The 26,212-nt window shown below is 71.5% G+C and carries 24 protein-coding genes; 13 read left to right on the forward strand and 11 right to left on the reverse strand.

What is annotated here, in order from left to right; translation table 11 throughout:
* Nucleotides 1–240: 240 nt before the first annotated feature.
* The 3 genes from P0Y48_10630 to P0Y48_10640 form a co-directional block, all read right to left on the reverse strand.
* Entirely contained in the window at nucleotides 241–1,194 is a 954-nt protein-coding gene (locus P0Y48_10630) for a class A beta-lactamase-related serine hydrolase (GenBank protein WEK12915.1), read from the reverse strand.
* A gap of 81 nt (nucleotides 1,195–1,275) precedes the next feature.
* The gene (locus P0Y48_10635; GenBank protein WEK12916.1) at nucleotides 1,276–3,255 is read right to left on the reverse strand and encodes a peptidase M13; all 1,980 of its coding nucleotides are present in this window, start codon (nucleotides 3,253–3,255) and stop codon (nucleotides 1,276–1,278) included.
* A gap of 20 nt (nucleotides 3,256–3,275) precedes the next feature.
* A complete protein-coding gene (locus P0Y48_10640; protein ID WEK12917.1) occupies nucleotides 3,276–5,078 on the reverse strand; it encodes a lipase family protein in 1,803 nt (600 codons plus the stop codon).
* Between the two features lie 51 nt (nucleotides 5,079–5,129).
* On the opposite strand from P0Y48_10640, the gene P0Y48_10645 reads away from it, so the two are divergent.
* Entirely contained in the window at nucleotides 5,130–6,449 is a 1,320-nt protein-coding gene (locus tag P0Y48_10645; GenBank protein ID WEK12918.1) for an MATE family efflux transporter, read from the forward strand.
* A gap of 399 nt (nucleotides 6,450–6,848) precedes the next feature.
* On the opposite strand, the gene P0Y48_10650 is transcribed toward P0Y48_10645, so the two are convergent.
* Nucleotides 6,849–7,433 carry a TrmH family RNA methyltransferase gene (locus P0Y48_10650; GenBank protein WEK15061.1) on the reverse strand — a complete coding sequence of 195 codons (585 nt, stop codon included), beginning with the start codon at nucleotides 7,431–7,433 and terminating at the stop codon, nucleotides 6,849–6,851.
* A 531-nt stretch (nucleotides 7,434–7,964) separates the two neighbouring features.
* Between P0Y48_10650 and P0Y48_10655 the strand changes: the two genes are divergently transcribed.
* Together P0Y48_10655 and P0Y48_10660 are read left to right on the forward strand one after the other, a co-directional pair.
* Complete coding sequence (locus tag P0Y48_10655; GenBank protein WEK12919.1) at nucleotides 7,965–9,239, forward strand: Nramp family divalent metal transporter; 1,275 nt, start codon at nucleotides 7,965–7,967, stop codon at nucleotides 9,237–9,239.
* An 8-nt stretch (nucleotides 9,240–9,247) separates the two neighbouring features.
* Complete coding sequence (locus P0Y48_10660) at nucleotides 9,248–9,886, forward strand: metal-dependent transcriptional regulator (GenBank protein ID WEK12920.1); 639 nt, start codon at nucleotides 9,248–9,250, stop codon at nucleotides 9,884–9,886.
* Between the two features lie 143 nt (nucleotides 9,887–10,029).
* Here the strand turns inward: P0Y48_10660 and P0Y48_10665 are convergent, their stop codons facing one another.
* Nucleotides 10,030–10,983 carry an SDR family NAD(P)-dependent oxidoreductase gene (locus P0Y48_10665; GenBank protein WEK12921.1) on the reverse strand — a complete coding sequence of 318 codons (954 nt, stop codon included), beginning with the start codon at nucleotides 10,981–10,983 and terminating at the stop codon, nucleotides 10,030–10,032.
* Nucleotides 10,984–11,025: 42 nt separating this feature from the next.
* On the opposite strand from P0Y48_10665, the gene P0Y48_10670 reads away from it, so the two are divergent.
* The gene (locus tag P0Y48_10670; protein ID WEK12922.1) at nucleotides 11,026–11,835 is read left to right on the forward strand and encodes an HAD-IIA family hydrolase; all 810 of its coding nucleotides are present in this window, start codon (nucleotides 11,026–11,028) and stop codon (nucleotides 11,833–11,835) included.
* 184 nt (nucleotides 11,836–12,019) lie between these two features.
* Here P0Y48_10670 and pyrE read toward each other — a convergent pair whose 3' ends face one another.
* On the reverse strand, nucleotides 12,020–12,598 hold the full coding sequence (pyrE, locus tag P0Y48_10675; protein WEK12923.1) for an orotate phosphoribosyltransferase: 579 nt from the start codon (nucleotides 12,596–12,598) through the stop codon (nucleotides 12,020–12,022).
* Between the two features lie 136 nt (nucleotides 12,599–12,734).
* On the opposite strand from pyrE, the gene P0Y48_10680 reads away from it, so the two are divergent.
* Complete coding sequence (locus P0Y48_10680; protein WEK12924.1) at nucleotides 12,735–14,282, forward strand: Re/Si-specific NAD(P)(+) transhydrogenase subunit alpha; 1,548 nt, start codon at nucleotides 12,735–12,737, stop codon at nucleotides 14,280–14,282.
* Nucleotides 14,279–15,694, forward strand: coding sequence for a Re/Si-specific NAD(P)(+) transhydrogenase subunit beta (gene pntB / locus P0Y48_10685; protein ID WEK12925.1), 1,416 nt, complete (start codon nucleotides 14,279–14,281; stop codon nucleotides 15,692–15,694). Before P0Y48_10680 ends, pntB begins: the two co-directional genes overlap by 4 nt.
* A gap of 12 nt (nucleotides 15,695–15,706) precedes the next feature.
* On the opposite strand, the gene P0Y48_10690 is transcribed toward pntB, so the two are convergent.
* The gene (locus P0Y48_10690) at nucleotides 15,707–16,291 is read right to left on the reverse strand and encodes a hypothetical protein (GenBank protein WEK12926.1); all 585 of its coding nucleotides are present in this window, start codon (nucleotides 16,289–16,291) and stop codon (nucleotides 15,707–15,709) included.
* Here P0Y48_10690 and P0Y48_10695 point away from each other — a divergent pair.
* Nucleotides 16,290–17,126 (forward strand): exodeoxyribonuclease III, encoded by an 837-nt coding sequence (locus tag P0Y48_10695; protein ID WEK12927.1) that lies wholly within the window; start codon nucleotides 16,290–16,292, stop codon nucleotides 17,124–17,126. The two genes, P0Y48_10690 and P0Y48_10695, sit on opposite strands and share 2 nt — an antisense overlap.
* A 46-nt stretch (nucleotides 17,127–17,172) precedes the next feature.
* On the opposite strand, the gene P0Y48_10700 is transcribed toward P0Y48_10695, so the two are convergent.
* Nucleotides 17,173–17,802, reverse strand: coding sequence for a dihydrofolate reductase family protein (locus P0Y48_10700; protein ID WEK12928.1), 630 nt, complete (start codon nucleotides 17,800–17,802; stop codon nucleotides 17,173–17,175).
* Between the two features lie 25 nt (nucleotides 17,803–17,827).
* Nucleotides 17,828–18,085 carry a hypothetical protein gene (locus tag P0Y48_10705; protein ID WEK12929.1) on the reverse strand — a complete coding sequence of 86 codons (258 nt, stop codon included), beginning with the start codon at nucleotides 18,083–18,085 and terminating at the stop codon, nucleotides 17,828–17,830.
* 462 nt (nucleotides 18,086–18,547) lie between these two features.
* Here P0Y48_10705 and P0Y48_10710 point away from each other — a divergent pair, with 462 nt between their 5' ends.
* From P0Y48_10710 to P0Y48_10725, 4 genes are all read left to right on the forward strand, one after another.
* Nucleotides 18,548–19,846: a histidine kinase gene (locus tag P0Y48_10710; protein ID WEK12930.1), complete on the forward strand. Its 1,299-nt coding sequence runs from the start codon at nucleotides 18,548–18,550 to the stop codon at nucleotides 19,844–19,846.
* A complete protein-coding gene (locus P0Y48_10715; protein WEK12931.1) occupies nucleotides 19,843–20,505 on the forward strand; it encodes a response regulator transcription factor in 663 nt (220 codons plus the stop codon). Before P0Y48_10710 ends, P0Y48_10715 begins: the two co-directional genes overlap by 4 nt.
* A 237-nt stretch (nucleotides 20,506–20,742) precedes the next feature.
* A complete protein-coding gene (locus P0Y48_10720; GenBank protein ID WEK12932.1) occupies nucleotides 20,743–21,627 on the forward strand; it encodes an ATP-binding cassette domain-containing protein in 885 nt (294 codons plus the stop codon).
* A complete protein-coding gene (locus P0Y48_10725; protein WEK12933.1) occupies nucleotides 21,624–22,721 on the forward strand; it encodes an ABC transporter permease in 1,098 nt (365 codons plus the stop codon). The genes P0Y48_10720 and P0Y48_10725 overlap by 4 nt, the downstream gene beginning before the upstream one ends.
* A 207-nt stretch (nucleotides 22,722–22,928) precedes the next feature.
* Here P0Y48_10725 and P0Y48_10730 read toward each other — a convergent pair whose 3' ends face one another.
* Nucleotides 22,929–23,309 (reverse strand): VOC family protein, encoded by a 381-nt coding sequence (locus tag P0Y48_10730; GenBank protein ID WEK12934.1) that lies wholly within the window; start codon nucleotides 23,307–23,309, stop codon nucleotides 22,929–22,931.
* A 317-nt stretch (nucleotides 23,310–23,626) separates the two neighbouring features.
* Between P0Y48_10730 and P0Y48_10735 the strand changes: the two genes are divergently transcribed.
* Entirely contained in the window at nucleotides 23,627–24,208 is a 582-nt protein-coding gene (locus tag P0Y48_10735; protein WEK12935.1) for a nitroreductase family protein, read from the forward strand.
* Nucleotides 24,209–24,239: 31 nt separating this feature from the next.
* On the opposite strand, the gene P0Y48_10740 is transcribed toward P0Y48_10735, so the two are convergent.
* Nucleotides 24,240–24,737: a winged helix-turn-helix domain-containing protein gene (locus P0Y48_10740; protein ID WEK12936.1), complete on the reverse strand. Its 498-nt coding sequence runs from the start codon at nucleotides 24,735–24,737 to the stop codon at nucleotides 24,240–24,242.
* 56 nt (nucleotides 24,738–24,793) lie between these two features.
* Between P0Y48_10740 and P0Y48_10745 the strand changes: the two genes are divergently transcribed.
* The gene (locus P0Y48_10745; protein ID WEK12937.1) at nucleotides 24,794–26,158 is read left to right on the forward strand and encodes an MFS transporter; all 1,365 of its coding nucleotides are present in this window, start codon (nucleotides 24,794–24,796) and stop codon (nucleotides 26,156–26,158) included.
* Nucleotides 26,159–26,212 lie beyond the last annotated feature (54 nt).

Consider the following 26,212-nt stretch of genomic DNA (forward strand, 5'->3'; position numbering starts at 1 on the left):
ACGGCACAAACTGGGTCATGAACTAGCCAAACTGGGACATGCCCCGGCAGCCTCCCCACAGAGCCACCGTCACTGGCATCCGCCACAGCCCATGTCCCACATTCGGTCGTTTCGGGCAGGCCGGAACGGCACAAACTGGGACATGAACCCACCAAAACTGGGTCATGCCCCACACAAACAGGGACATGCCCCCGCCAGCCCCGGCCGAAGCCACCCACACCGGGACATGTCCAGCCCAGGTCAGTGGATGTACTCCATGAGTTCGACGCCGAGGGTGCGGAACGCGTCGTGCGCGCGCAGCCGGTGCGCGACCGAGAGGTCGTCGAAGCAGACGATCAGCGAGTAGGCGACGCCCGCGCGCGGCCCGGCGAGCACCCCCGCCTCCGCGCGCACCCCGTCGGCCCGGCCGGTCTTGTTCACGAACAGCAGCTGGTGCCGGTCGTCGTCGTGAGCGAACGGGTCGAGGCCGGTGGCGGATGCCACGAGCGAGAGGTCGTGGCCGAGGCTCAACCATTCCGACACCTGCGCGCTGACGGCGGGCGAGACCACCCGCGCGTTGACGAGAGCGCCGAACAGGGATGCCAGTTCCCCCGCTGACGCGAGCGCCACATGCGGCGCGTCGTCGGGACCGCGGCGGTCACGGAAGCCGTCCATGAGCGCGGTGCGGACGAGCCCGATCCGCTCCAGTCGCTCCCGCACGGCGTCGAGCCCGACGCGGGCCAGCAGCGCGTTGGTCGCGAGGGCGTCGCCGGTGGCTGCGGCGAGGACAGCCAGGTCGCACACGGGCAGCGCGGGCGCCTTGAGGTGCCGCCACAGGCCTCCGACGTCGACGGGGTCGACGGTCGACCGGTCGACGATCTCGAGGGCGTCGAGCGCGCCGGTCTCCAGCTGCGAGGCCGTCTCGATGAGGAGCGGCACGACCCCGATGCCCCCGACCGGCAGGGTCAAGTGGTCGTCGCCGGCGAACACCTCCGTGTCGCGGTCGAGGTCGGTCACCCGCACGGAGACCTGCGCACCGGACGACGCGAGTCCGTCGAGGGCCCGCAGCGTCGCGGTGAAGGACCGACGCCCCGCCCCCGACCGTCGCGTGCGGCCTCCCGACCGCCGCGCGCCCGCCCCCGAGGCGGCATCGCGGCGCAGTCCGCCAGCCGCGAGTGCGGCGGCGTGCGACTCGAACGGCTCGGCGGCGTTCACGCTGATCCTCCCGCTGGACTTTCCCTGCGATCGCTCCGCTCCCCCTGCGGAGGATGGAGGGTGCCGCTCACGCGGCGCGCGTCACCAAATGGTGACGCGACGATCGGCGTCGAGCCAGAGAGCGTCGCTCTCGGTGACGTCGAAGGCGGTGTAGAACTCGTCGACGTTGCGGACGATCTGGTTGCACCGGAACTCGTTGGGCGAGTGCGGGTCGATCGTCAGCAGCCGGATCGTCTCGGCATCCCGGCCCTTCTGCTGCCAGATCTGCCCCCAGCTGAGCAGCAGACGCTGGATGCCGGTGAAGCCGTCGATCACCGGACCGTCAGGGTCGGCGCCGACGGCCGCGTTGTGGAGCCGGTAGGCCTTGATCGCGATGCCGAGTCCGCCGAGGTCGCCGATGTTCTCGCCGATCGTGAGCGCACCATTGACGGTGTGCTCCTCGCCGAGACCGAGCGGCACGAGGGCGTTGTACTGCTCGATGAGCGCCGCCGTGCGCTCCTGGAAGGCGGCACGATCGTCGTCGGTCCACCAATCGTTGAGCGCGCCGGTGCCGTCGAACGCGCTCCCCTGGTCGTCGAAGCCATGGCCGATCTCGTGGCCGATCACGGCACCGATGCCGCCGTAGTTGGCCGCGGCATCCCGCTCGAGGTCGAAGAACGGGTACTGCAGGATGGCCGCCGGGAACACGATCTCGTTCATCAGCGGGTTGTAGTACGCGTTGACCGTCTGCGGCGTCATGTACCACTCGTCGCGGTCGATGGGCGTGCCGAGCTTGGCGAGCTGGCGCTCGTGCTCCCACGCGTTCGTGCGTCGGACGTTGCCGATGAGGTCGGCGGGATCGACCTCCAGCGCGCCGTAGTCCTTCCAGCGCACGGGGTAGCCCACCTTCGGGGTGAACGCGGCGAGCTTCTCGAGCGCGCGCTCCCGGGTCGCCGCCGTCATCCATTCGAGCTGCGAGATCGACTGCCGGTACGCCTCGATGAGGTTCGCGACGAGCTCGTCCATCGCCTCCTTCGCGGCCGGCGGGAAGTGACGCTCCACGTACACCTTGCCGACGGCCTCGCCCATCGCCGCCTCCACGAAGCCGACGCCGCGCTTCCAGCGCTCGCGGTTGACGGGGACGCCCGTGAGCTCCGTGCCGTAGAAAGCGAAGTTCGCATCGACGAACGCGTCGGAGAGGAACGGCGCCGACGAGCGGACGACGTGCAGGCGCAGCCACGCCTTCCAGTCGTCGAGTCGCTCTTCGGTCAGCAGCGCGCCCAAGCCCTCGAGGAAGCTCGGCTGGTTGACGTCGATCTCCGCGAAGCCGTGCGCGTGGCCGGGAGCCACGGCGTCGCGCCACGGCGCGAGGTCCACCCCCAGCAGGTCGACGACGGCATCCCATGTCAGCAGGTTGTAGGTCGCGACCGCGTCGCGGCTGCGGACGTTGTCCCAGTGGTGGGATGCCAGCTCCGTCTCGAGCGCGAGCACCCTCTCCGCCTGCGCATCGGCGTCGGCGACGCCCGCGAGACCCAGCACCGTCGCGGCGTACGAGCGGAACGCCGATCGGGTCGCGTCGAAGTTCTCGAGGCGGTAGTAGCTCTCGTCGGGGAGCGATAGGCCGCCCTGCACGAAGAACACGACGTAGCGCTGCGGGTTGCCCGGGTCGGGCTCGATGTAGGTGCCGAGGAAACCGCCGACGCCTTCCCGCTCGAGCTCGCCGACGGTGCGCAGCAGAGCGGCGATGCCGTCGACCGCGTCGATGCGGGCGAGCTGCTGCTGCAGCGGCGCGGCACCCAGCTCCTCGATGCGGGCGGTGTCCATGAAGCTCGCGTACAGATCGCCGACCTTGCGCGCCTCCGACCCCTCGTCGGCGGACTGCGACTCCTCGATGATCGCCCGCACGTCCTTCTCGGCCTGCTCGGCGATGAGGTGGAACGATCCCCACCGCGCCTTGTCGTCGGGGATCTCGGTGCGGTCCAGCCACGCCCCGTTCACGTGACGGAACAGATCGTCCTGGGGACGGATCTCGGAGCTGAGTTCGGCGAGCACAATGCCCGAACGGCGGGGAGTGTCGGTCATGGCATCCATGCTAGAGGGCGTCACGGTGACGGGATCTCGGTCTGACGGCATCCGGATTCCACGGGCTCGCCCGCGAAGCGGTCGGCCGTCCACGCGAGGAGCTCCTCGCGCAGCGGCGACGACTTCAGCTCGACGATCTGCGTGTGACCGAATCCGTCATACAGGCGGTAGTCGAGCAGCTGCCCGGCCTCGCAGTAGCGGTCGACGAGGCTGCGCTGCGTCGACGGACGCACGATTCCGTCCGTGCTGCCCTGCGCGATCAGGAGCGGGGCGGACACGGTCGGCGGCGGAGTGTTCTCGCGCAGGTGACGGCCGAGGGGGCCGGAGGTCGGCGGCGTCGCGAAGATCTCCGGATCGCCGGACAGGCCGAGGGCGGCGAGCGCCGACACGATCGTGCCCGGATCGCTCAGACACCGCTCCGACATCGCACGGACCGTCACCACCGCCCCCGGGCGCAAGTAGTCGCGGGAGGACACGTCGTCGTAGATCGCCTCGTACGACGCGAAGGCGAAGGAGCCGAAGATGCTGCCGCCCGTGACATCGGTGAGCTGGGAGACGAGCGCGGCCGGATCGGCGGCGGGGGCGAGCGCCGCGACGCCGCGCAGAACGATCTCCGGCGCATACGAGCGGGCCAGCGCGCCCGTCCACAGCGCCGCGCCACCGCCCTGCGAATGACCCCACACGACGGTGTTCGCACTGAGTCGCGCCTCGTCGAGCTCCTGCGCCGCGCGCACCGCGTCGAGCGACGCGTAGGCGCTGGGGGGCCCGATCAGGTACGGGTGGGGCCCCTCCGTGCCGAGCCCGATGTAGTCGGTCGCCACGAGCGCCCAGCCCTCGTCGATGATCTGCGGGAGCTGGAAGAGCGCACCCGCCCAGAACGGCTTCTCCAGCAGCGACGGCGCGCAGTGCTGCGCGAACCCCGTCGTGCCGTGGTTCCAGTCGATCACCGGCCACGGGCCGTCGCCCTTCCGGGGCGCGACGACGAGTCCGCTGGCCACCCGCACCGCACCGTCGACACCGGTCGTCGTGTACAGGATGCGCCACGCGTTCGCGTCGGCCGGCACCTGATTCTCGAACGGCTCCGCGCGGATGAGGCGGCCCGGCTCGTCGGGGATGTCGCGGGGCGCGGCGTAGAACTCGTCCACCACCGACGAGCCCTCACGCAGCGGTGTCGTCACGAGAGCCGTCGTCACCGCCAGCGCCACCGCGCCGAGCGCCACGACCGTGCGCCCCCAGCGGCGGGCAGGAGTGCGCGTGCCGCGCGCGGCGCGGTCGCGTCGGGCGCGCAGCAGCGTCCACAGCCCCGAGATCCCCAGCACGAGCAGCCATGCACCGAAGGCCACCGCCGTCACCAGCAGCGTGATGTCGGGCCACGCGAGGGACACCGCACCGAAGATCAGTCCGGATGCGCCGAACGCGGCATCCGAGATCCGTTCGTCGAGGCCCCGCCCGCGACGGAACGCGCCCACGACGCCCAGGGTGCCCGCCAGGAGGAGCGCACCGCCGACGAGTACCGCCGCGACACGCACGGTCAGGCCCGGCCACACCAGGACGAAAGCGCCCCCCGCCAGCCACACCCCCACGAGCGCGAACCGCCAGCGGGCGCGCGTCGACTCCGCGCGCGCGTCGTCGAAGAACTGCAGGATGCCGGTCAGCACCATGCCGCCGCCCAGCAGGAGCGCCAGCACGTCGAGCGCCGTCGTCGGGCGGATCGCCAGGACCGCACCCAGCACGATCGCCGCGACGTCGAGCACGACGCGAGCCCACGTGGGAAGGCGGCGCCGGAGGCGGGCGACGGGGCGGGAGAGGCGCGACAGCGACATACCCCTCCTCCGCTCGACGTGCGCGTCGTCCCCCCAGCCTAGGCTCGTCCCATGGCCGCGCTGACCCTCAACCGGGAGATCCTGCGCCTCGCCGTCCCCGCGCTGGGCGCGCTCGTGGCCGAGCCGATGTTCCTCATCGTCGACGCCGCGCTGGTCGGACACCTGGGGGTCGTGCCGCTCGCGGGCCTCGGCATCGCCTCGGCCGTGCTGCAGACGATCGTCGGGCTCATGGTCTTCCTCGCCTACTCGACGACCCCCGCCGTCGCCCGACGATTCGGCGCGGGCGACCACACGAGCGCGGTGCGCGCCGGGATCGACGGGCTGTGGCTCGCGCTCGGGTTGGGGGCGCTGCTCGCCGTCGCCGGCTCCGTCCTCACGCCGACGCTCGTCGCGATGTTCGGGGCCTCCCCCGATGTCGCCGAGCAGGCGCGGATCTACCTGCAGCTGTCGATGTGGGGACTTCCGGCCATGCTGATCGTCTTCGCGGCGACCGGCCTTCTCCGCGGCATGCAGGACACGGTCACCCCGCTGTGGATCGCGGGCTTCGGGTTCGCCGCAAACGCGCTGCTCAACTGGCTCTTCATCTACGGGTTCGGCTGGGGCATCGCGGGCTCCGCCGCGGGCACCGTCGCCGCCCAGTGGGGAATGGTCGGCGCATACGCGCTCGTGGTGGGTCGCCTCGCACGGCGGCACTCGGCATCCGTCCTGCCGCAGCGCGACGGGGTGCGTGGCTCCGCCCGCTCGGGAGGGTGGCTGTTCCTGCGGACGGTCTCGCTGCGCGTCGCCCTGCTCGCGACCGTCGCGGTCGCCACCGCGCTCGGCACCGACGAGCTGGCCGGCTGGCAGGTCGCGTTCACGATCTTCTCGACGGCCGCCTTCGCCCTCGACGCGCTCGCGATCGCGGCGCAAGCCCTCATCGGCCGTGGCCTCGGCGCCCGCGACGAACCGTTCGTGCGACGCGTGCTCGGGCGGACCGTCGCGTGGGGCGCGTGGTTCGGCATCCTGGTCGGGGCGCTCATCGCCGCACTGTCGGGCGTCATCGGACTCGCCTTCACGGGGGATCCCGCCGTCGCCGCTCTCGTGCAGCCGGCGCTGCTCGTGCTCGCCGTCGCGCAGCCGGTGTGCGGTGTCGTGTTCGTGCTCGACGGGGTGCTCATGGGAGCGGGCGACGCGAAGTACCTCGCGCTGGCCGGCGTGCTCAATCTGGTGCCGTACGCGCCGGCCCTGGTGCTGGTCGGCGTGCTGCAGCCGGGCGGCGCGGCCGGACTTGCGTGGCTAGCGGCCTGCTTCTTCGGCGTGTACATGCTGGCGCGGCTCGCGACGCTCGGCTGGCGCGTCCGCCGGCCGGAGTGGCTCACCGTCCAGGTGTGACCCCGCGGCCGCCGGGGTGAGGCCGGGGGTGGCGGCGGGGTGGGGCCGGGGGTGAGGCCGGGGGTGGGGCCGGGGTGAGGCCGGGGGTGGCGGCGGGGTGGGGCCGGGGGTGAGGCCGGGGGTGGTGCATCCGCCCCGGCAGGGGCACCACCATGTCCCACATTCGGTCGAAACCGGCATCCCCAATCGACCACAACTGGGACATGTCCCGCAGAAACCGGGACATGCTCTGCCACCGCCCCGGCAAGGGCACCACCATGTCCCACATTCGGTCGAAACCGGCATCCCCAAACGACCACAACGGGGACATGCCCCACCGAAACCGGGGCATGCTCTGCACACACGGGGACACCCCCATGCTCTGGACGCGGGGTGCGACTCAGATGCCGAGGCGCGGGGTCAGGCCCAGCGCCGGCACCAGTCGTACATGACGACGGCAGCGGCCGCGCTCGCGTTGATCGAGCGCGTCGATCCGTACTGCGTGATCTCGACGACAGCGGATGCCGAGGCCAGCGCCTCCGCGGAGAGTCCGGGACCTTCCTGACCGAAGAGCAGCACGCAGCGCTCCGGCAGATCCGCACGATCGAGCGGGACGGAGCCGTCGACGTTGTCGATCGCGACGACGGGGAGGTCCGCTCCGGCGGCCCAGGCCGTGAACCCGGCGACGTCTTCGTGGTGACGCACGTGCTGGTATCGATCGGTCACCATCGCGCCGCGGCGATTCCACCGGCGCCGTCCGATGATGTGCACCTCGGCCGCACCGAACGCGTTGGCGCTGCGCACGATCGATCCGATGTTCATGTCGTGCTGCCAGTTCTCGATCGCGACGTGGAACGGATGCCGGTGCTCATCGAGGTCGGCAACGATCGCCGCCATCGTCCAGTACCGATACCGGTCGATGACGTTGCGCCGATCGCCGGCCGCGAGTAGCTCACGGTCGTATCGCTCGTCGTCGGGCCACGGTCCGTCCGCCCACGGCCCGATGCCGACGGGGAGCTCGTGCTCGGCCGGCGGCTCCGGCTCAGCCGACCCGGACTCAGCCGGCTCCGGCTCGACCGCCTGCTCCGGCTCGACCGGCGGCTCCGGCGCGACCTCGGGCTCTGCAGCCTCGGGCGATGCCGGCTCGGACGGGGTGTGGGGGACGGTCACCGACTCAGGGTATCCAGCGCCGTCGCCACAACTCCGGAATCCTGCGCGGCGCGGACGGCCGCGCCACCGCGCAGCCACGGTCAGCGGCCGTAGATCCACCGTTCATCCGGAGTTGTGACCGCGGGGAGTGGGCAACCGGCCCACCGTTCTTCCGGAGTTGCGACCGCGGCGCATGGGCACTCGACCCACCTTTCCTCCGGAGTGGCCACCGCGGCGCGTGGCCAACTCCTTCGATCCGCCCCTCCCCGCCGCCAGACACCGCGCCCTTCCGCGGCCCGCTCCTACGGCGGCACACGGGTCGAAGGAGTTCGCCACATCCAGCCAAGATTTCGGCCACCCGAAAGACCCCCTGCTACAGTTTTCGGCATGCCGAAATCTCCCATCACCGCACCGTCGCGGCGTACGACGAACGCGCGCCCGGGCCGCGTCGCGTGGCTGCTGGGCCCGGCGCTCGTCGCGGGCGTCGCCTACCTCGACCCTGGCAATGTCGCGAGCAACATGACCGCGGGAGCGCGGTACGGCTACCTCCTGGTGTGGGTCGTCGTGCTGGGGAACGTGCTGGCCTGGCTCATCCAGTACCTGTCGGCGAAGCTCGGGGTCGTCACGGGCCGGAGCCTCGCCGAGACGCTGGGCATGCGCCTTCAGAACCGGTGGGGGCGGCGGGCGTACTGGCTCCAGGCGGAGCTGGTGGCGATGGCGACGGATGTCGCGGAGGTCATCGGCGGCGCCGTCGCGCTGTGGCTCCTGTTTGGGGTGCCGCTCCTGTGGGGCGGCCTCGCCACGGGGGCGATCTCGCTCGCGCTCCTGCTGGTGCAGCAGCGGCGCGGGGCGCGCAGCTTCGAGTTCGTCGTGATCGGGTTGCTACTGGTGATCGCGTTCGGCTTCACCTACGGCGTGTTCGCTGCGCCGCCGGATGCCGCGGGCGTCGCAGCCGGTCTCCTCCCTCGCTTCGAGGGCACCGACTCGGTGCTACTGGCCGCGTCGATCCTCGGCGCGACGATCATGCCTCACGCGATCTACGCGCACAGCGCCCTCGCCCGCGACCGCTTCACCGCCGCGACGTCGGACCCCGCCGACCGGGCGATCGCGACGCCCCGGCTGCTGCGCGCGACGCGCTGGGATGTCACGATCGCCCTCGCGATCGCGGGCACGGTGAACCTCGCGATCCTGCTCCTGGCGGCGTCGGCCCTCGCCGGGGTGCCGGGCACCGACAGTCTGGAGGGGGCGTATGCGGCGCTCCGCGACGGAATCGGCCCGGTGGTGGCGACGCTGTTCGCGGTGGGGCTGCTCGCGAGCGGCCTGGCGAGCACCGCGGTCGGCGCGTATGCGGGGGCGGAGATCATGCAGGGCCTCCTGCGGGTGCGGGTGCCTCTGCTGGCCCGACGGCTCGTCACGCTCGTGCCGGCGCTCGTCATCCTGGCGTCGGGCGTCGATCCGACCCTCGCCCTCGTGCTGAGCCAGGTGGTGCTGAGTTTCGGCATCCCGTTCGCGCTGGTGCCCCTCGTGGCGCTGACGGCGCGCCGCGACGTGCTGGGCGACTACCGAAATCGGTGGCTGACGACGGCGACGGGCGTGGCGGCATCCGCGTTCCTCATCACGCTGAATGTCGTGCTCCTGTGGCTGGTGTTCTCGGGCGGTTAGCCTGGAGCGTGCCTTCCGCCGCGGTCGACGACTACCTCAAGACGATCTACCACCACACCGAGTGGCAGACGGCGCACATCACGCCGTCTCAGCTCGCCGCCGAACTGGGGCTCGCCCCGTCGACGGTGACCGAGATGGTGCAGAAGCTCGCCGCGCAGGGCCTCGTGTCGCATCGCCCGTACGGACCGATCGCGCTCACCCACGAGGGCGAGAAGCGCGCGGCCGCCATCGTGCGGCGCCACCGGCTGATCGAGACGTGGCTGGTGCGGGAGTTCGCGTACGCGTGGGATGAGGTGCACGACGAGGCGGAGGTGCTGGAGCACACGATCAGCGACCGACTCCTGGAGGGCATCTCGACGCGGCTCGGGCATCCGCGGTTCGATCCGCACGGCGATGCGATCCCGGATGCCGAGGGCCGCGTCGACCGGTCGGCGTTCGTGCGTCTCGACGAAGCGGCCGCGGGCCACACCGGCCAGGTGCTGCGGGTGAGCGACCGCGATCCTGCCCTGCTGCGGGCGCTGGAGCAGGCGGGGATCGACGTGGGGCACACGGTGACGGTGACGGCGGCGGATGCCGTGCGCGTCGACGGCGGTCGCGAACTCACGCTGCCCGACGGCGCGGCGGCAGCCGTGTGGCTCACGGCCTGAGCCGGCCGGCAGGGCATGTCCCACTTTCGGCAAGGCATGTCCCACTTTCCGCAGGGCATGTCCCACTTTCGGCTGCGTGAGACGGCCCAGAACGACCGAAATGGGGACATGCTCGACCGCGCCGAGCTCAGCAGAGAGCGGCGTCAGCGCCGACGGGCCTTGCTGGCTTTGAGGTAGGGCCAGACGGTGCCGGTGGCGTGTTCGCAGTAATTCCACAGGCGCGCGGCGAGGTCGGGTTCGCGGGCGGAGCGGGTGGGGACGGCGAGGCGCGGCGGGCCGGAGAAGCCGCGCGCGGGGCCCCAGAACTGACCGCCCTCGACGAGCGGGTCGACGAGGGCGCGCACGAGGGTCCAGGCGCCGTGCTCCTTCGACTGGGTGATGGGCGCCTGCAGGTTCGCCCCGAAGCGCTTGAGCCGGCTCGGAGTGTTGATGCCGATGATGCCGCGGGTACGTCCGCTGATCGAGTAGCCGGGGTGGGCGACGACGCTCTCGATGGGGACGTTCGAGGCCCGCAGGCGCCGGTCGGCTTCGAAGCCGAGCGAGGCCGTCGCGATCTTGGACTGCACGTACGCCCGCCACGGCGTGTACTCGTTCTGCAGTTCGGGGTCGATGAGCTCCATCGGGGTCAGCCAGGTCGACATCGAGCCGACCCACACCATCCGGCCGCGCCCCGCGGCGAGGGCGAGCAGCAGCTCCCCGGCGAGCGCGTAATGGCCGAGCGCGTTCGTCGCGAACACGATCTCGTGGCCGTCGCGGGTCTCCTCGCGTTCGCGCGGAGGATGCACGATGCCCGCGTTGAGCAGGAGGCCGTGGAGCCCCGTCCGCCCGCGCGCGGTGGCGGCGGCGGCGCGGACGGAGCCGAGGTTGCTCGTGTCGAGCAGCAGCGTCTCGACAGAGGCGTCGGGGTGGTGGCGGATCACGGCGGCGCGTGCCGCGGCGAGGCGATGCGGGTTGCGTCCCGTCATGATGACGTGTCCGCCCGCGCCGGCCACCTGCAGCGAGGAGAAGAAGCCGAGCCCGGCGGTCGCGCCCGTGACGAGGTAGCGCCGGCCCGTCAGGTCGGGCAGGTCGTGCGGGTCCCACTCGTCGCGTGCCACGCAACCGACCTTAGGGCGGCTTCGCCCCGATAGGCTGGCCCCATGCGGACACGCGCCGATATCGAGTGCTGGCTCACCGACATGGACGGCGTTCTCGTCCATGAGAACCGCCCCATCCCCGGGGCTGCGGAGCTTCTGGCGCAGTGGCGCGCAACGGGCACCCCGTTCCTCGTGCTGACCAACAACCCGTTCTACACGCCGCGCGATCTGAGCGCGCGCCTGGCCCGCTCGGGGCTGAAGGTGCCGGAGGACCGCATCTGGACGTCGGCGCTCGCGACGGCGGAGTTCCTGAAGTCGCAGCACCCCGGCGGCTCGGCGTTCGTCATCGGCGAGGCGGGACTCACGACCGCGCTTCACGAGGCCGGTTTCGTCATGACCGAGACCGATCCCGACTACGTGGTCGTCGGCGAGACGCGCAACTACTCGTTCGATCGCATCACGCACGCCATCCGCTTCATCAACGCCGGCGCGCGTTTCATCATCACCAACCCGGATGCCACGGGCCCGACGCCGTCGGGTGTCGTTCCCGCCACGGGGTCGTTCGCGGCGCTCATCACGCACGCCACCGGCAAGGCGCCCTACGTCGTGGGCAAGCCGAACCCGATGATGTTCCGTTCCGCGATGAACCGGATCGGTGCGCACTCGGAGAACACGGGCATGATCGGCGACCGCATGGACACCGACGTCATCGCCGGCATCGAAGCGGGACTGCACACGATCCTCGTCCGCACCGGCATCTCCGACGACGCGGAGATCGAGCGCTACCCGTTCCGCCCGGACGAGATCCTCGACTCGGTCGCCGACCTGCTGGCATCCGAGCCCGTCGAGTCCGAGATGCCCGAGCTGCTGTAAGACGCGAGCTGCCGAAAGACAGGGGATGCCATGAACGAGTTCGAGCAGACGCTGCTGTTCGCCGCGACCGGCGTCGTCATGGTCGGCACGGTCATCGTGCTCGCCGTGCAGTTCTTCCGCAACCGCGGCAACGACGACTGACGCCCGGCTCAGGGGCGAGGGCTGCCTCCCGAGCGGCGGCGACTCACTGCGGCTGCAGGCCGAGGTCGTCGAGGTCGATGGCGGCGAGCCACGTGAGCCCGGCCGCCTCGACGGCGGCCTGCGCGCCGGTCTTGCGGTCGACGATCACGGCGACGGCGACCGGCTCGGCGCCTTCGCGGCGCAGCGCCTCGACCGCCTTGAGGGCGGACTGTCCGGTGGTGGAGGTGTCTTCCACCACGACGACGCGCTTGCCGACGACGTCGGCGCCTTCGACCTGACGGCCGCGCCCGTGGTCCTTCGGCTCTTTCCGCACGACGAAGGCGTCGAGCGGGGCGTCGGTGCGCGCCGACTCGTGCATGACCGCGTTGGCGATCGGGTCGGCGCCGAGCGTGAGGCCGCCGACCGCCACGATGCCGTCGACGTCGCGGATGAGGTCGAGCATGATGCGCCCGATCGCGGGTGCGGCACGGTGGTCGAGCGTCAGTTTGCGCATGTCGACGTAGTACGAGGCCTTCTTGCCGCTGGAGAGCGTGAAGTCGCCGTGGAAGACGGCCTCCTCGCGGATCAGGCCGATGAGGGACTGACGGTCGGCTTCGAGCGCGGGGGTGGAGGCGGCGGTCATGCCCCCGAGTCTATTGAGCAAGAACCGCCGTTTTTCACGTGACTTTTCCACCGGCACGGTGGACACGGGGCCTAGAGTCGGGAAAGTCGCCGTCGCCGACTCCCGAGGCACCGCGACCGGCACCAGAAGGAGCACCATGGCCCGCATCGCCGTCGTCGCGGAGCAGCACGGGGAGACGCGGGTCGCCGCGACACCTCAGACCGTCGTCAAGATCCGGGGCCTCGGCCACGAGGTCGTCGTCGAGCGTGGCGCGGGGGCGACGTCGTCGTTCCCCGACGCCGCCTACGTCGAAGCCGGCGCCACGCTCGTCGACCGCCGCGAGGCCTGGGGGTCCGACGTCGTGCTGACCGTGGGTGCGCCGACGGATGCCGAGATCGCCCTGCTCCGCTCCGGCGCCACCCTCGTGGGGCTCCTGAGCCCCGCCTTCCGCCCCGACCTGCTCGAGCGTCTCGCCGCTCATGGCGTCACGGCGTTGGCGATGGATGCCGTGCCCCGCATCTCGCGGGCGCAGTCCATGGACGTGCTGAGCTCCATGGCCAACATCGCCGGCTACCGCGCCGTCGTCGAAGCGGCGCACGAGTTCGGCCGCTTCTTCACCGGCCAGGTCACCGCCGCGGGCAAGGTGCCGCCGGCGAAGGTGCTGGTGGCGGGTGCGGGTGTCGCCGGACTGGCCGCGATCGGCGCGGCATCCAGTCTCGGCGCGATCGTGCGGGCGACCGATCCACGCCCCGAGGTCGCCGACCAGGTGCGCTCGATCGGCGGCGAGTACCTCGAGGTCGTCGTGCCCGACGAGCACAAGGAGGTGTCGGCCGACGGGTACGCGAAGGCGACCAGCGAGGCGTACGACCGTCGCGCGGCCGAGATCTACTCGGAACAGGCCGCCGACGTCGACATCGTCATCACCACGGCCCTCATCCCCGGCCGCGCGGCCCCCGTGCTGCTGACCGCCGACGATGTCGCGTCGATGAAGCCCGGCTCCGTCATCGTCGACATGGCGGCGGCGCAGGGCGGGAACGTCGTGGGTTCGGTCGCGGGCGAGCGCGTCATCACGGAGGGCGGCGTCGTCATCCTCGGCTACACCGACCTGCCGGGGCGACTGCCGCAGCAGGCGTCGCAGCTGTACGGCACCAATCTCGTCAACCTCCTCGCGCTGCTCACCCCGGACAAGGACGGCACGCTCGTCCTCGACCACGACGACGTCGTGCAGCGCGCCGTGACGGTCACCCACGACGGCGCCGTCACGTGGCCGCCGCCTCCCGTCCAGGTCTCGGCCGCACCCGCACCCTCCGCCGCGGCCGAGGTCGCCGCCCCGACGCCCCGCCGCACGCTCTCGCGGCGCGGAAGGACGGCCCTCACCGCCGCGGGCATCGCGGCGCTCTTCCTGGTGTGCGCCGTCGCGCCGCCACCCCTGCCGCAGCACTTCCTCGTGCTGACCCTCGCCGTCGTCGTCGGCTTCTACGTCATCGGCAAGGTCGCCCACGCCCTCCACACCCCCCTCATGAGCGTCACGAACGCGATCAGCGGCATCATCGTCGTCGGCGCGATGGTGCAGATCACCGGCGACGACCCGCTCGTGCGGGTGCTCGCCGCGATCGCGGTGCTCGTGGCATCCATCAACGTCTTCGGCGGGTTCGCCGTCACCCGGCGCATGCTCGCCATGTTCCAGAAGGGGGCCGACAAGTGACCCTCGATCTCGCGTCCTCCGTCGCGGCCGCCGCCTACGTCGTCGCGGCGCTGCTGTTCATCCTGAGCCTGGCCGGCCTGTCGACCCACGCGTCCTCGCGGCGCGGGGTGGGCTTCGGCATCGCGGGCATGACGATCGCGCTCGTGGCCACCGTGTGGGTCACCGCGGCGGGCGCGTGGGGATCGCCGGGAGCCACGGTCGGTCTCGTGCTGCTGATCGGAGCGGTCGCGATCGGCGGCGCGATCGGACTGTGGCGCGCCCGCATCGTGGAGATGACCGGGATGCCGGAGCTCATCGCCCTGCTCCACTCCTTCGTGGGGCTGGCGGCGGTGCTCGTCGGCTGGAACGGCCACCTGGCGGCGGGCGACGTGCCCGCCGAACTCGTCGACATCCACCACGCCGAAGTGTTCATCGGCGTCTTCATCGGCGCCGTCACCTTCACCGGGTCGATCGTCGCGTTCCTCAAGCTCTCGGGGCGGATGAGCTCCAAGCCCCTCATGCTGCCCGGCAAGAACGCCCTCAACGTGGGCGCTCTCGTCGCCTTCGTCGCGCTGACGGTCTGGTACGTCGTCGTGCCGTCGATCTGGCTGCTCATCGCCGTCACCGTGCTCGCGCTCGCGCTCGGGTGGCACCTGGTCGCGTCGATCGGCGGCGGCGACATGCCCGTCGTCGTCTCGATGCTCAACAGCTACTCGGGATGGGCGGCGGCCGCGGCGGGCTTCCTGCTCAACAACGACCTGCTGATCGTCACCGGCGCCCTCGTCGGCTCGTCCGGTGCGTACCTGTCGTACATCATGTGCAAGGCGATGAACCGGTCGTTCCTGTCGGTCATCGCGGGCGGGTTCGGCATCGAGGCTCCCCGCGGCGGCGACGAGGAGCAGGGCGAGCACCGCGAGATCGACGCCGCCGGCGCCGCCGACCTCCTGGCATCCGCGTCGACGGTCATCATCACGCCCGGCTACGGCATGGCCGTCGCGCAGGCGCAGTACCCGGTCGCCGAGCTCACCGCGGCGCTGCGCTCCCGCGGGATCGAGGTGCGCTTCGGCATCCATCCCGTCGCGGGCCGACTCCCGGGTCACATGAACGTGCTGCTGGCCGAGGCGAAGGTGCCGTACGACATCGTGCTCGAACTCGACGAGATCAACGACGACTTCGCGGCGACCGACGTCGTCCTCGTGATCGGGGCGAACGACACCGTCAACCCCGCCGCCGCGGAAGACCCGGGCTCCCCCATAGCCGGAATGCCGGTGCTGCACGTCTGGGAGGCGGCGAACGTCATCGTCTTCAAGCGTTCGATGGCCTCGGGCTACGCCGGTGTGCAGAATCCGCTGTTCTTCCGCGAGAACACGCAGATGCTCTTCGGCGACGCGAAGGAGCGGGTCTCCGACATCCTGACCGCGCTCTCCGCCTGAGCCCGGGCACGCTCAGCGGGAGAGGAACGGGTGCGGCCACGCGCCCAGGGCGATGACGGCGAGCACGACCTGCACCGTGCCCGTCACGAAGTAGACGCCGTGCAACGGCGACCACACCAGCAGCAGAGAGATCTCGACGAAGATCCAGATCATCATCACGATCCCGGCCGCCGCATGGAGCCCCCATGCGAGGCGGTAGCGCGCGTGATGGGCGCCGAGCGCGACCGCCTGCGCCCCGCCGACCACCACCCCCAGCACGATGCCCGGCCAGACGTAGGAGTCGAAGGGCGTCGCCTCCAACCACTCCAGCGGAATGCCGAGGCCCCCGCCGAACGTGAGGCCCGCGCATCCGGCGAGCGCCGAGACGGCCTGGAACCACGCCAGCGCGAGCAACCCCACCCGCACTCCGCGGGAGACGGCGGACACGGGCGGAGGAACCGCTGCGGACATGCCGCCGACGCTACCCGGCGCGGGCACCGGCTCCCGCCGCTCGCGCCGGGAGTATCCGCCGCCCGCCGTCACGGCCGGCGCGACGCCTCGGCGGTGGCGAGGGACACGGACGGCGACGTCGGCGACGGCCAATACGCTGGATGCCATGCGCCTCGCCACCTGGAACGTCAACTCGATCCGAGCCCGCGTCGCCCGCACCGTCGACTTCGCCGTGCGCGAGCACATCGACGTGCTCGCGATGCAGGAGATCAAGTGCAAGCCGGAGCAGTTCCCCTACGCGGAGTTCGAGGCCGCGGGGTACACGGTCGAGGCGCACGGCCTGAACCAGTGGAACGGCGTCGCGATCGCGAGCCGCGAGCCCATCGAAGATCTGCAGATCGGCTTCCCGGGCATGCCGGGGTTCGCGAAGGGGCACGACGGACCAGGCGCCCCGCAGGAGGCCCGCGCGATCGGCGCGACGATCGGCGGCGTCACGGTGTGGAGCCTCTACGTTCCCAACGGCCGGTCGCTCGACGACCCCCACTTCCGTTACAAGCTCGACTGGCTCGAAGCCCTGCGCGGCTACACCGCCGAGACGCTCGCGGCATCCCCCGACCTCGCTCTCGCGCTCACGGGCGACTTCAACATCGCGCCGACGGATGCCGACAACGGCGACCCCACGGTGATCGAAGGCGTGACCACCCACGTGTCGCCTCCGGAGCGTGCCGCGTTCCAGGCGCTCCTCGACGCCGGGCTGTCCGACACCGTGCGCCCGCTCGTGCCGACCGGCTACACCTATTGGGACTACAAGCAGTTGCGCTTCCCCCGCAATGAAGGCCTGCGCATCGACTTCATCCTGGGATCCCACGCGTTCGCCGACGCCGTCGTCGATGCCGCGATCCACCGCGAGGAGCGCAAGGGCGAGATCCCCAGCGACCACGTCCCCGTGGTCGTCGACCTCGACCTCGACGGCGCCGACGACGATCGACCGATGATCTTCTGACGCCGCCCGAGGGCATGATGGCGGCGCCGGAGGTCCGTTCGCCGGGTCAGTCGTCGCGCGGGTCGATGTCGCCCATCCGCGGCCGCCCCGCCGGCCCGTACCGGAGGAGCACGGCCCCCGTGCCCGCCGCGAGGGGTGGCTCCTGGAGCACGAGCTGGCCGGCGGCGATCCCCTCGGCGAAGAGCCGCTTGCCCTCGCCCAGCACGACGGGGAAGATCCACAGGTTGAGCACGTCGAAGAGTTGGGCGTCGATCAGGGTGCGGGCGAAGTCGAGGCTGCCGACGACGTGGATCTCGCGGTGCCGCTCCTTCAGCGCCGCCACCTCGGCGAGCGTGTCCGGCCCCAGTTGCTCCGACCCTTCCCACTCCAGGGACGGGCGACCGCGTGACGCGACGTACTTGGGCACGCTGTTGAACTTCGCGGCGATCGGATGGGCGGCGCCGTCGCCGTACGACGGCCAGTAGGGCGCCCAGATGTCGTAGGTCTTCCGTCCGAGCAGCAGCGCGTCGAGCGCGTCGATGCCGGCCATGATCTCGCGGCCCACGACATCGTCGGTGAGGGGTCCCTGCCACCCGCCATAGCGGAACCCGCCCGAGGTGTCCTCCGTGAGACCGCCGGGGCCCTGCCCCACGCCGTCGAGCGTGCTGAACACGTCGATGACGATGCGCCCGGTCATGCCCGCTGCTCCCCGCGTCCGAGGGTCACGGCATCCGCCTGCTCCGCCACTGCTTCGCGTAGCTGGAGCCGACGGCGAACAGGGAGACGCCGATCAGTCCGATGAGCGGGGCGACCCACCAGAACATGAAGCCGGCGCTGTCGCCCGACCACGGCATCATGCCCTGGGCGCTCCACAGCACGACCATCGCGACGGCGGCCACGACGAGCACCGTCGCCGCGACACTCGAGACGATCGCTCCCACGAGGTTCCATGCGCCCCGCGCGCCCGGCTTCTCTGCCATGCCCCGACAGTATCGGCCGGCGCGCCGGACCACCAGGGCAGGCCGCGTGGCCGGGGGCGGAGCGAGGGCCGGGCGGGGCGGAGCGGTGGCCGGGCCGGGATCGGGGCGGGGCGGGCCGGGCGGGGCGGTGGCCCGGCCGGGCGGGGCCTGGCTCGCATGCCGGGTTGCGCGCGCCCGTGTTCTACCCCCGGCGTCGGTAACTCCTTCGATCCGTCGCTGGTTCGGAGGCCGCAGCGCGTGTTTCCGGGCCAAGCCACCGCCCCGCGCGACGAATCGAAGGAGTTAGCCACACGCACCGCCCGCACCCCGCGCCGGCACCCCCGCCCGCGCCACGCGCCGGCACCCCCGGCACCCCCGGCCCACCCCCGCACCCGCCCATCACCGCGCCCGATCCGCTCCACGCGCCCACGGCTCCGTCTCACGGGGGAGGTCGCGCCGGCGCCTCCCCCGTACCGTGGAGGCATGAGCTCCCCCGACTCAGCACCCCTCGCCGACGGCGCCGCCCCGCGCGCCGCCGTCTCCCGGCGAGACGTGTGGCTCGCCGCCGGTCTGTTCGTCGCCGCGATCGTGAGCGCCTGGCTCGGTCAAGTGGCCGGCTTCTACGGCGAGGAGTCGCCGCCCTTCGCGTGGTCGCTCGTGTACGCGGCCGTGCTGACGCTGCCCATCGCGGTCCGCCGCAAGCACCCCGAGATCGTGCTCGTCGTCGTGGCGATCGGCTTCTTCGTCGGGGTCACCCTCCGCATCCCCGAGGTCTACGTCGCGAACGTGTCGTTGTTCCTCGCGATGTACACCGTCGGCGCGTACGTCGCCGACCGGCGTCGGGCCACCTTCGTGCGGCTCGCCGTCATCGTCGGGATGTTCGTGTGGCTCCTCGTCACCACGTTCCAGGCGGCGACCGAACCCGGCGACGACGGCTTCTCCCGCGCCGGACTGTTCTCCCCGTTCGCGGCATGGATCCTCATCCAGTTCCTCGTGAACGCCGCGTTCTTCGGGGGCGCGTACTTCTTCGGCGAGCGCGCCTGGGCCGACGCCCAGTCGCGGCGCGCCCTCGAAGAGCGCACGGCGGAGCTCGAGCATGAACGGGAGCTGACGGCGGCGCAGGCCGTCGCCCTCGACCGCGTGCGCATCGCGCGGGAACTCCACGACGTCGTCGCCCATCACGTCTCCGCCATGGGGGTGCAGGCGGGGGCGGCGCGGGCCGTGCTCGACCGCGACCCCGAGGCGGCCCGCACCGCCCTGGCCGCGGTGGAGACCTCCGCGCGCGGCGCGCTCACCGACCTCCGGAACCTCCTGGACACGCTGCGCACACCGGATGCGACGGATGCCGACGGCGCCGACAGTCCGGCATCCACTGTCCGCCTGGTGGCCCTTCCCGACCTGGTCGCGCACGCAACGGCGAACGGGCTCCCGACGACCCTGTCGGTGGTCGGCGAGCCGCTGGACGCACCGGATCTCGTGCAGGTGAACCTGTACCGGATCGCCCAGGAGGCGCTGACGAACGCGCGTCGGCACGGCGGTCCGGGCGCGACTGCGGACGTGCGACTGCGCTTCGGCGCCGACGTGATCGAGCTCGATGTGTCCAGCACGGGCGTCGTCCGCGGGGGTGGCCGGCCCGGGCTGGGGCTCGTCGGCATGCGGGAGCGGGCCACGGCATCCGGGGGCGTGCTCGACGTCGGACCGCGGCCCCGCGGCGACGGCTGGCTCGTGCGCGCGCGGGTGCCGGTCCCGGCCCGGGCGGCTGCCTCGGGGGCCGCGCGATGAGCGCCGTGCGGGTGCTGCTCGTCGACGACCACGCCGTCATGAGGGCAGGGTTCCGGATGATCCTGGAGAGCCAGGAGGGGATCGTCGTGGTCGGGGAGGCGGCGACGGGCGTCGAAGCCGTCACCGCCGCGGCGCGACTGAGCCCCGACGTGATCTGCATGGACGTGCAGATGCCCGACATGGACGGGCTGGAGGCCACGCGGCGGATCGTCGCCGATCCGGCGGTCGCGGCATCCGTCGTCATCGTCACCACCTTCGACCGCGACGACTACCTGTTCCAGGCGCTCGCGGCGGGGGCGAGCGGCTTCCTGCTGAAGAACGCCGGACCGGAGGAGCTGATCGCCGCGGTGCGCGTCGCGGCGGCCGGCGACGCCCTGCTCGCGCCGGCCGTGACGCGGCGCGTGATCGAGAGGTTCGCCGCGGGCGCCACCCCGCCGGAGCCCGCGGCCGCGCCCGCACCCCCGCCGGTCGATCTCACCGAGCGCGAAGCGGAGGTGCTGCGGCTGCTCGCGCAGGCGCGCAGCAACGCGGAGATCGCGCAGGAGCTGTACATCGGCGAGGCGACGGTGAAGACGCACGTGTCGAACGTGCTGCAGAAGCTCGGCGCGCGCGATCGCGTGGCGGCCGTCGTCTTCGCGCACCGGCACGGTCTGGCCTGAGCCTCGCTCACAACTCCGGAACTCCGCTCGCCGCGGCGCCGCCGGTCGCCGACACGCTCCGGCGGAACGTACCGCGCCGCGGTTCGCCACACCCGGCTTCCGGAGTTGTGAACACCGGTCTCCGCCGCGCTCCGCCGCGCTCCGCCGCGCGGTGGACACGCGGATCTCCCCCGCCGGGCGGAGGCGACCGCAGGCGCCGCTCCGTAGCGTGGAACCACACCACCTGAGGAGGAGCGCATGCTCGAACTGAGCGGGATCACCAAGAGCTACGGCGGGCGCCGTGTGCTCGACGACGTCGGCTTCACCGTCGCGCCGGGCCGGCTCACCGGCTTCGTCGGCGGCAACGGCGCCGGGAAGACCACGACGATGCGGATCGTGCTGGGCGTTCTCGCCCGCGACGGCGGCACCGTCACGCTCGGCGGCGAGCCCGTGACCGCGAGCGACCGCCGCCAGTTCGGCTACATGCCCGAGGAGCGCGGCCTGTACCCGAAGATGCGGGTGCTGGAGCACATCGTCTACCTCGCGCGGCTCCACGGCTTCTCCAAGGCGGATGCCACGTCGCGCGCGACCGTGCTCCTCCAAGACCTGGGCCTCGGGGAGCGGCTGAACGACAACATCGAGACGCTGTCACTGGGCAACCAGCAGCGCGCGCAGATCGCGGCCGCGCTCGTCCACGACCCGAAGGTGCTCATCCTCGACGAGCCGTTCTCGGGACTCGATCCGCTCGCCGTCGACGTCGTCGCCGCCGTGCTGCAGGCCCGCGCCGCCGAGGGCGTCGCCGTGCTGTTCTCCTCGCACCAGCTCGACGTCGTCGAGCGCCTGTGCGACGACCTCGTCATCATCGCGGGCGGCACGATCCGCGCCTCGGGCACGCGGGAGGGCCTGCGGGCTCAGCACGCCCAACGCCGATTCGAGCTCGTCTCGACGGGGGATGCCGGCTGGCTCCGCGACGAGCCGGGCATCGAGGTTCTCGAGTTCGACGGCGGGTACGCGCTCTTCGACGCCGACACCGAGGAGGCCGCGCAACGGGTGCTCCGCCGCGCCGTCGAAGCTGGCGACGTCGCCTGCTTCGCCCCCCGCCATCCGTCCCTCGCCCAGATCTTCAAGGAGGTCATCCAGTGACCGCGTCCGCCCCCTCCTTCGCCCAGAGCGTCTGGCTCGTCACCGAGCGCGAGATCGGCTCGAAGCTGCGCAGCAAGGCGTTCCTCATCTCGACGGGCATCCTGTTCGTGATCGCCCTGGCATCCGTCGTCTGGGGTGGCATCTCGGCCGGTGCCGACAACCGCATCCCGGTGGCCGTGACGCCGCAGACGTCGTCGGCCGTCACGCCGTATGCCGACGCCCTGGAGGTGACGGAAGCGACGGATGCCGATGCCGCACGCGACCTGGTCCGCGCGGGCGACGTGGACGCGGCGCTCGTGCCCTCGGACGCGGCCGGTGACACCTTCGGCTTCACCGTGGTCGCTGACGAGGCACCCCCGAGCGGGCTGCTTCAGCTCCTGAGCATCACGCCGACCGTCGAGCTGCTCGACACCGGTGGCGTCGATTGGGCGCTGCGGTACTTCGTGGCCCTCGGGTTCGGGCTCATCTTCTTCATGGCCGCGCTGACCTTCGGATCGACCATCGCGCAGAGCGTCGTGGAGGAGAAGCAGACCCGAGTGGTCGAACTGCTGATCTCCGCGATCCCCACCCGCGCGCTGCTGGCCGGCAAGGTGCTCGGCAACACGGTGCTCGCGATGGGTCAGATCATCGGACTCGCGGCGATCGCGATCGTCGGCCTCACGGTCACCGATCAGGGGGCGCTGCTGACGGGGCTCGGGGCGCCTCTCGTGTGGTTCGCGGTCTTCTTCCTCTTCGGCTTCATCCTGCTGGCGTCGCTGTTCGCGGCGGCAGCGGCGATGGTGTCGCGACAGGAGGACATCGGTTCCACGACGACCCCGCTCACCTTCCTCGTGATGGCGCCGTACTTCCTGGTGATCTTCTTCAACGACAATCCCGTCGTCATGACGGTCATGTCGTACGTGCCGTTCTCGGCGCCGGTGGGGATGCCGGTGCGCATCTTCCTCGGCGAGGCGCAGTGGTGGGAGCCGCTCCTGTCGCTGGCGATCCTGCTGGCCACGTGTGCGGTCGCCATCGCGGTGGGGGCGAAGATCTACGAGAACTCGCTCCTGCGGATGGGTGCGCGCGTGAAGCTCGCGGAGGCGCTGAAGGCCTGACGCTCGGCGCGGCGTCTCGGCTCTGCGTTTCGGCTCGCTGCGCTCGCTCAACGACCGGTGGCTTGCCGCTCCGGTGGGGTACCGCCCGAGGAGGCGGTACCCCACCGGTCGCTGAGCGAGGAGCGCAGCGACGAGACGAAACGCCACCCGAGGAGGCGGTGCCTCACCGGTCGCTGAGCGAGGAGCGCAGCGACGAGACGAAACGCCTCAGTCCACGAGCACGGAGAGCACGTTGCCCGCCGGGTCGCGGAACCATGCGATGTCCGGCCCGCCGTTGCCGCGGGCGATCCCCCGTTCGTCGGTGCCGAAGTCGGGGTCGGTGTAGATCTTCGTCTCCACGCCCGCCGCGCGCAATGCATCGACGGCGACATCGATGTCGTCGACCACGAAGTTCAGAATCGTGAAGGTGGCCGGCTCGTGATCGTCCTTCGGGTAGGCGATCGTGTGTCCGCCTCCGGGGAGCGAGATGTCGAGGATGCCCATGCTGTTGCTCTCGACCGTGAGGCCGAGGACATCGCGGTAGAACGCCTCCGCGGCGGGGATGTCGTTCACGGAGAACCCCGAGAACGATGAGACGAACGCGACCATTTCTCCTCCTTGAGGTACGGCGCTGAGATGCGGCGACGATCACAGCCTGTCGGTCCCGGTGCGGCGACGCCAGGGGGTGTGCCGTTTCGGTTCCGTGATTCGGCTCTGCGTTTCGGCTCGCTGCGCTCGCTCAACGACCGGGAAGGTTCCGCGCTCGCTCAACGACCGGGAAGGTTCCGCGCTCGCTCAACGACCGGGAGGGTTCCGCGCTCGCTCAACGACCGGGCGGGAGGCGGTGGGAACAGAACGGCATCCCATGCGGTTGCATACACCTGGACGATGGCGTCCGACCGTACCGGAAGACCCGAGGAGACGCCATGAGCACCATCACCGTCCACACCGCCCAGACCGACGCCGAGATCCTCGACGTCATGGCCGAACGCTGGAGCACCCGCGTGTTCGACCCCGAGACGCCCATCGACGAGGACGCACTCAGCAGCGCCCTCGAGGCGGCCCGCTGGGCACCGTCGGCCAACAACACGCAGCCGTGGCGCTTCGTGGTCGCACGCCGCGGCTCCGACGCACACGCGGCGATCGTCGCGTCGCTCATGGGCTTCAACCAGGCGTGGGCCGCCGACGCTGCCGCGCTCGTGGTGTTCGCCACGACGACCTCGATCGAGGGCAAGCCCCTCGCCTGGGCGTCGTATGACGCGGGACAGGCGGCCGCCTACTTCACGATCCAGGCGCACGCCTCCGGCCTGCACACCCACCAGATGGGCGGATTCGATCGCGCCGCGATCGCGGAGGCCTTCGGATTCGGCGACGACCTCGCCGCCGTGACCGTCATGGCCGTCGGTGCGCTCGGCGACCTCGACCGCGCTCCGGAAGCGCTGCGGGAGCGCGAGCTCGCCCCGCGCGCGCGGCTGCCCCTGTCGACCCTCGTGGTCGCGGGCGGCTGAGCCCGCCGCCTCCGCCCCCCGCCCGGCGGGTTCAGTCCTGTCGGGGGTTGAGGTCGGGGTGGAGGATCATCGTCAGCGAGTAGGCCTCGCCGTCCGGATCGGGCGGGAGGTCTTTGTAGCGGTCGAAGAGTGCCACGATCTCTTCGCTGAGCGCCGCCTGGTGCGCGGCGGACAGCCGGAGCCCGAGCCAGGCGAGCTGCACCTGTCCGGGGTCGGCGAGCGCGACCTGCTGCCGCACGGTCTCCATCATGACGGGCACCGCCTCGTCCATCGGCGCGTTCCATGATCGCCCCGTCGCCAGGTACGGCACCTCGCGGGCGCCTTTCGCGCCGGCGCGGGCCGGCTGCGCCTCCAGGAAGCCGGCATCGACGAGGGTGCGCACGTGGTGGAGCATCGTGCCCGGGTTGACCCCCAGCAGTTCGGCGAGCTGCTTATTCGTGCGCGCGTCGAAGCGGCAGAGGCGAAGGATGCGCATGCGCAGAGGCGAGCTCAATGCCCGCGCGGTCGTCTGGACCGTGTCGTCGTCCATGCGGCCATGGTAGCGCTCGATTGACTTCTCCCAATCACTCGGCGACACTGATTGGCATGTCCCAATCGGAGTCGCCCGAGACCGTCGCGGCAGCGCGCGCGGAGTCGCCGTCCGGCATGTCGCGCGCCGACGCCGGCGACGCCGTCGAGGCCGATCAGGGAGCACCCCCGGCCCCGGGCCCACGCGGGTCGCTGTGGCGCGACCGCAACTTCCTCACCATGTGGGGCGGCCAGGCGCTGAGCCAGTTCGGATCGCAGATCACCGAGCTCGCCCTCCCCGTGCTCGCCGTGCTGCTCCTGCAGGCCACGGAGGCGCAGGTCGGCTACCTCAACGCGGCGGCCATGGCGGCCTTCCTCCTCGTCGGCCTTCCCGCCGGGGCGTGGATCGACCGCATGCGCAAGCGCCACGTCATGATCTGGGCGGATGCCGTCCGCGCACTCGCCCTGTCCGCGGTGCCCGTGCTGTACCTCACCGGCCACCTCGAGATGTGGCACCTGTACGCCGTCGCCCTCGTCGTGGGGATCGCCACCGTCTTCTTCGACGTGTCGTACCAGTCGATCGTCCCGTCCCTCGTCCGCCCCGACCAGATCGCCGAGGCGAACGGCAAGCTCGAGTCGACGCAGCAGATCGCCGGTCTCAGCGGTCCGGCCGTCGCCGGCTGGCTGGTCGGCATCCTCACGGCGCCGCTCGCGATCTTGACGACGGTCGGCACGTATGTGGCATCCCTCATCGCCCTGCTGCGCACCCGCGACCACGAACAGCTGCGCGCGCCCGAGGACCACGCCCCGCTCCATCGCGAGATCGCCGAAGGCCTCCGCTGGGTGTTCCGCAACCCGTTCCTGCGCCGCATCGTGGGGACGACGGGCATCTCGAACCTCTTCAGCACGTTCATCTTCACGCTCATGCCGATCTACTACCTGCGCATCATCGGCTTCACGCCGGAGGTGATGGGACTCGTCTTCTCGCTGGGGGCCGTCGGTGGGCTGCTCGGCGCGATCGCGACCCCGCGGATCGTGGCGCGCGTCGGCGAGGGCCGCGCGATCCCGCTGAGCGCGATCGCCTTCAGTCTCTCGGTGATCCCGTTCCCGCTCGCGGTGCTCCTGCCCACTCCCGGCGCCTTCGCGCTGCTCGTCGTGCAGGGATTCGTCATGAGCTTCGCGGTGCTGGTCTACAACATCACGCAGGTGACGTTCCGGCAGCGGATCACCCCGTCACGCCTCCTCGGTCGCATGAACGCCTCGATCCGGTTCTGCGTGTGGGGCGTCATGCCGCTGTCGGCCCTGGCCGCGGGCTGGCTGGGCACGTGGCTCGGCACGGTCCCCGCGCTGTGGATCGGTGCCGCCGGCTCGGTGCTGTCGGCCCTGCCGGTGGTCATCGGACCGTTCTGGCGCACCCGCGACCTCCCACCCGGCATCCACTGACGCAGGGCCGATCCGCTGACGCGCGCAACCCCCGTGCCGGAATCCGCGCGACCC

The sequence above is a fragment of the Candidatus Microbacterium phytovorans genome (assembly GCA_029202445.1).
GTDB classification, from domain to species: domain Bacteria; phylum Actinomycetota; class Actinomycetes; order Actinomycetales; family Microbacteriaceae; genus Microbacterium; species Microbacterium phytovorans.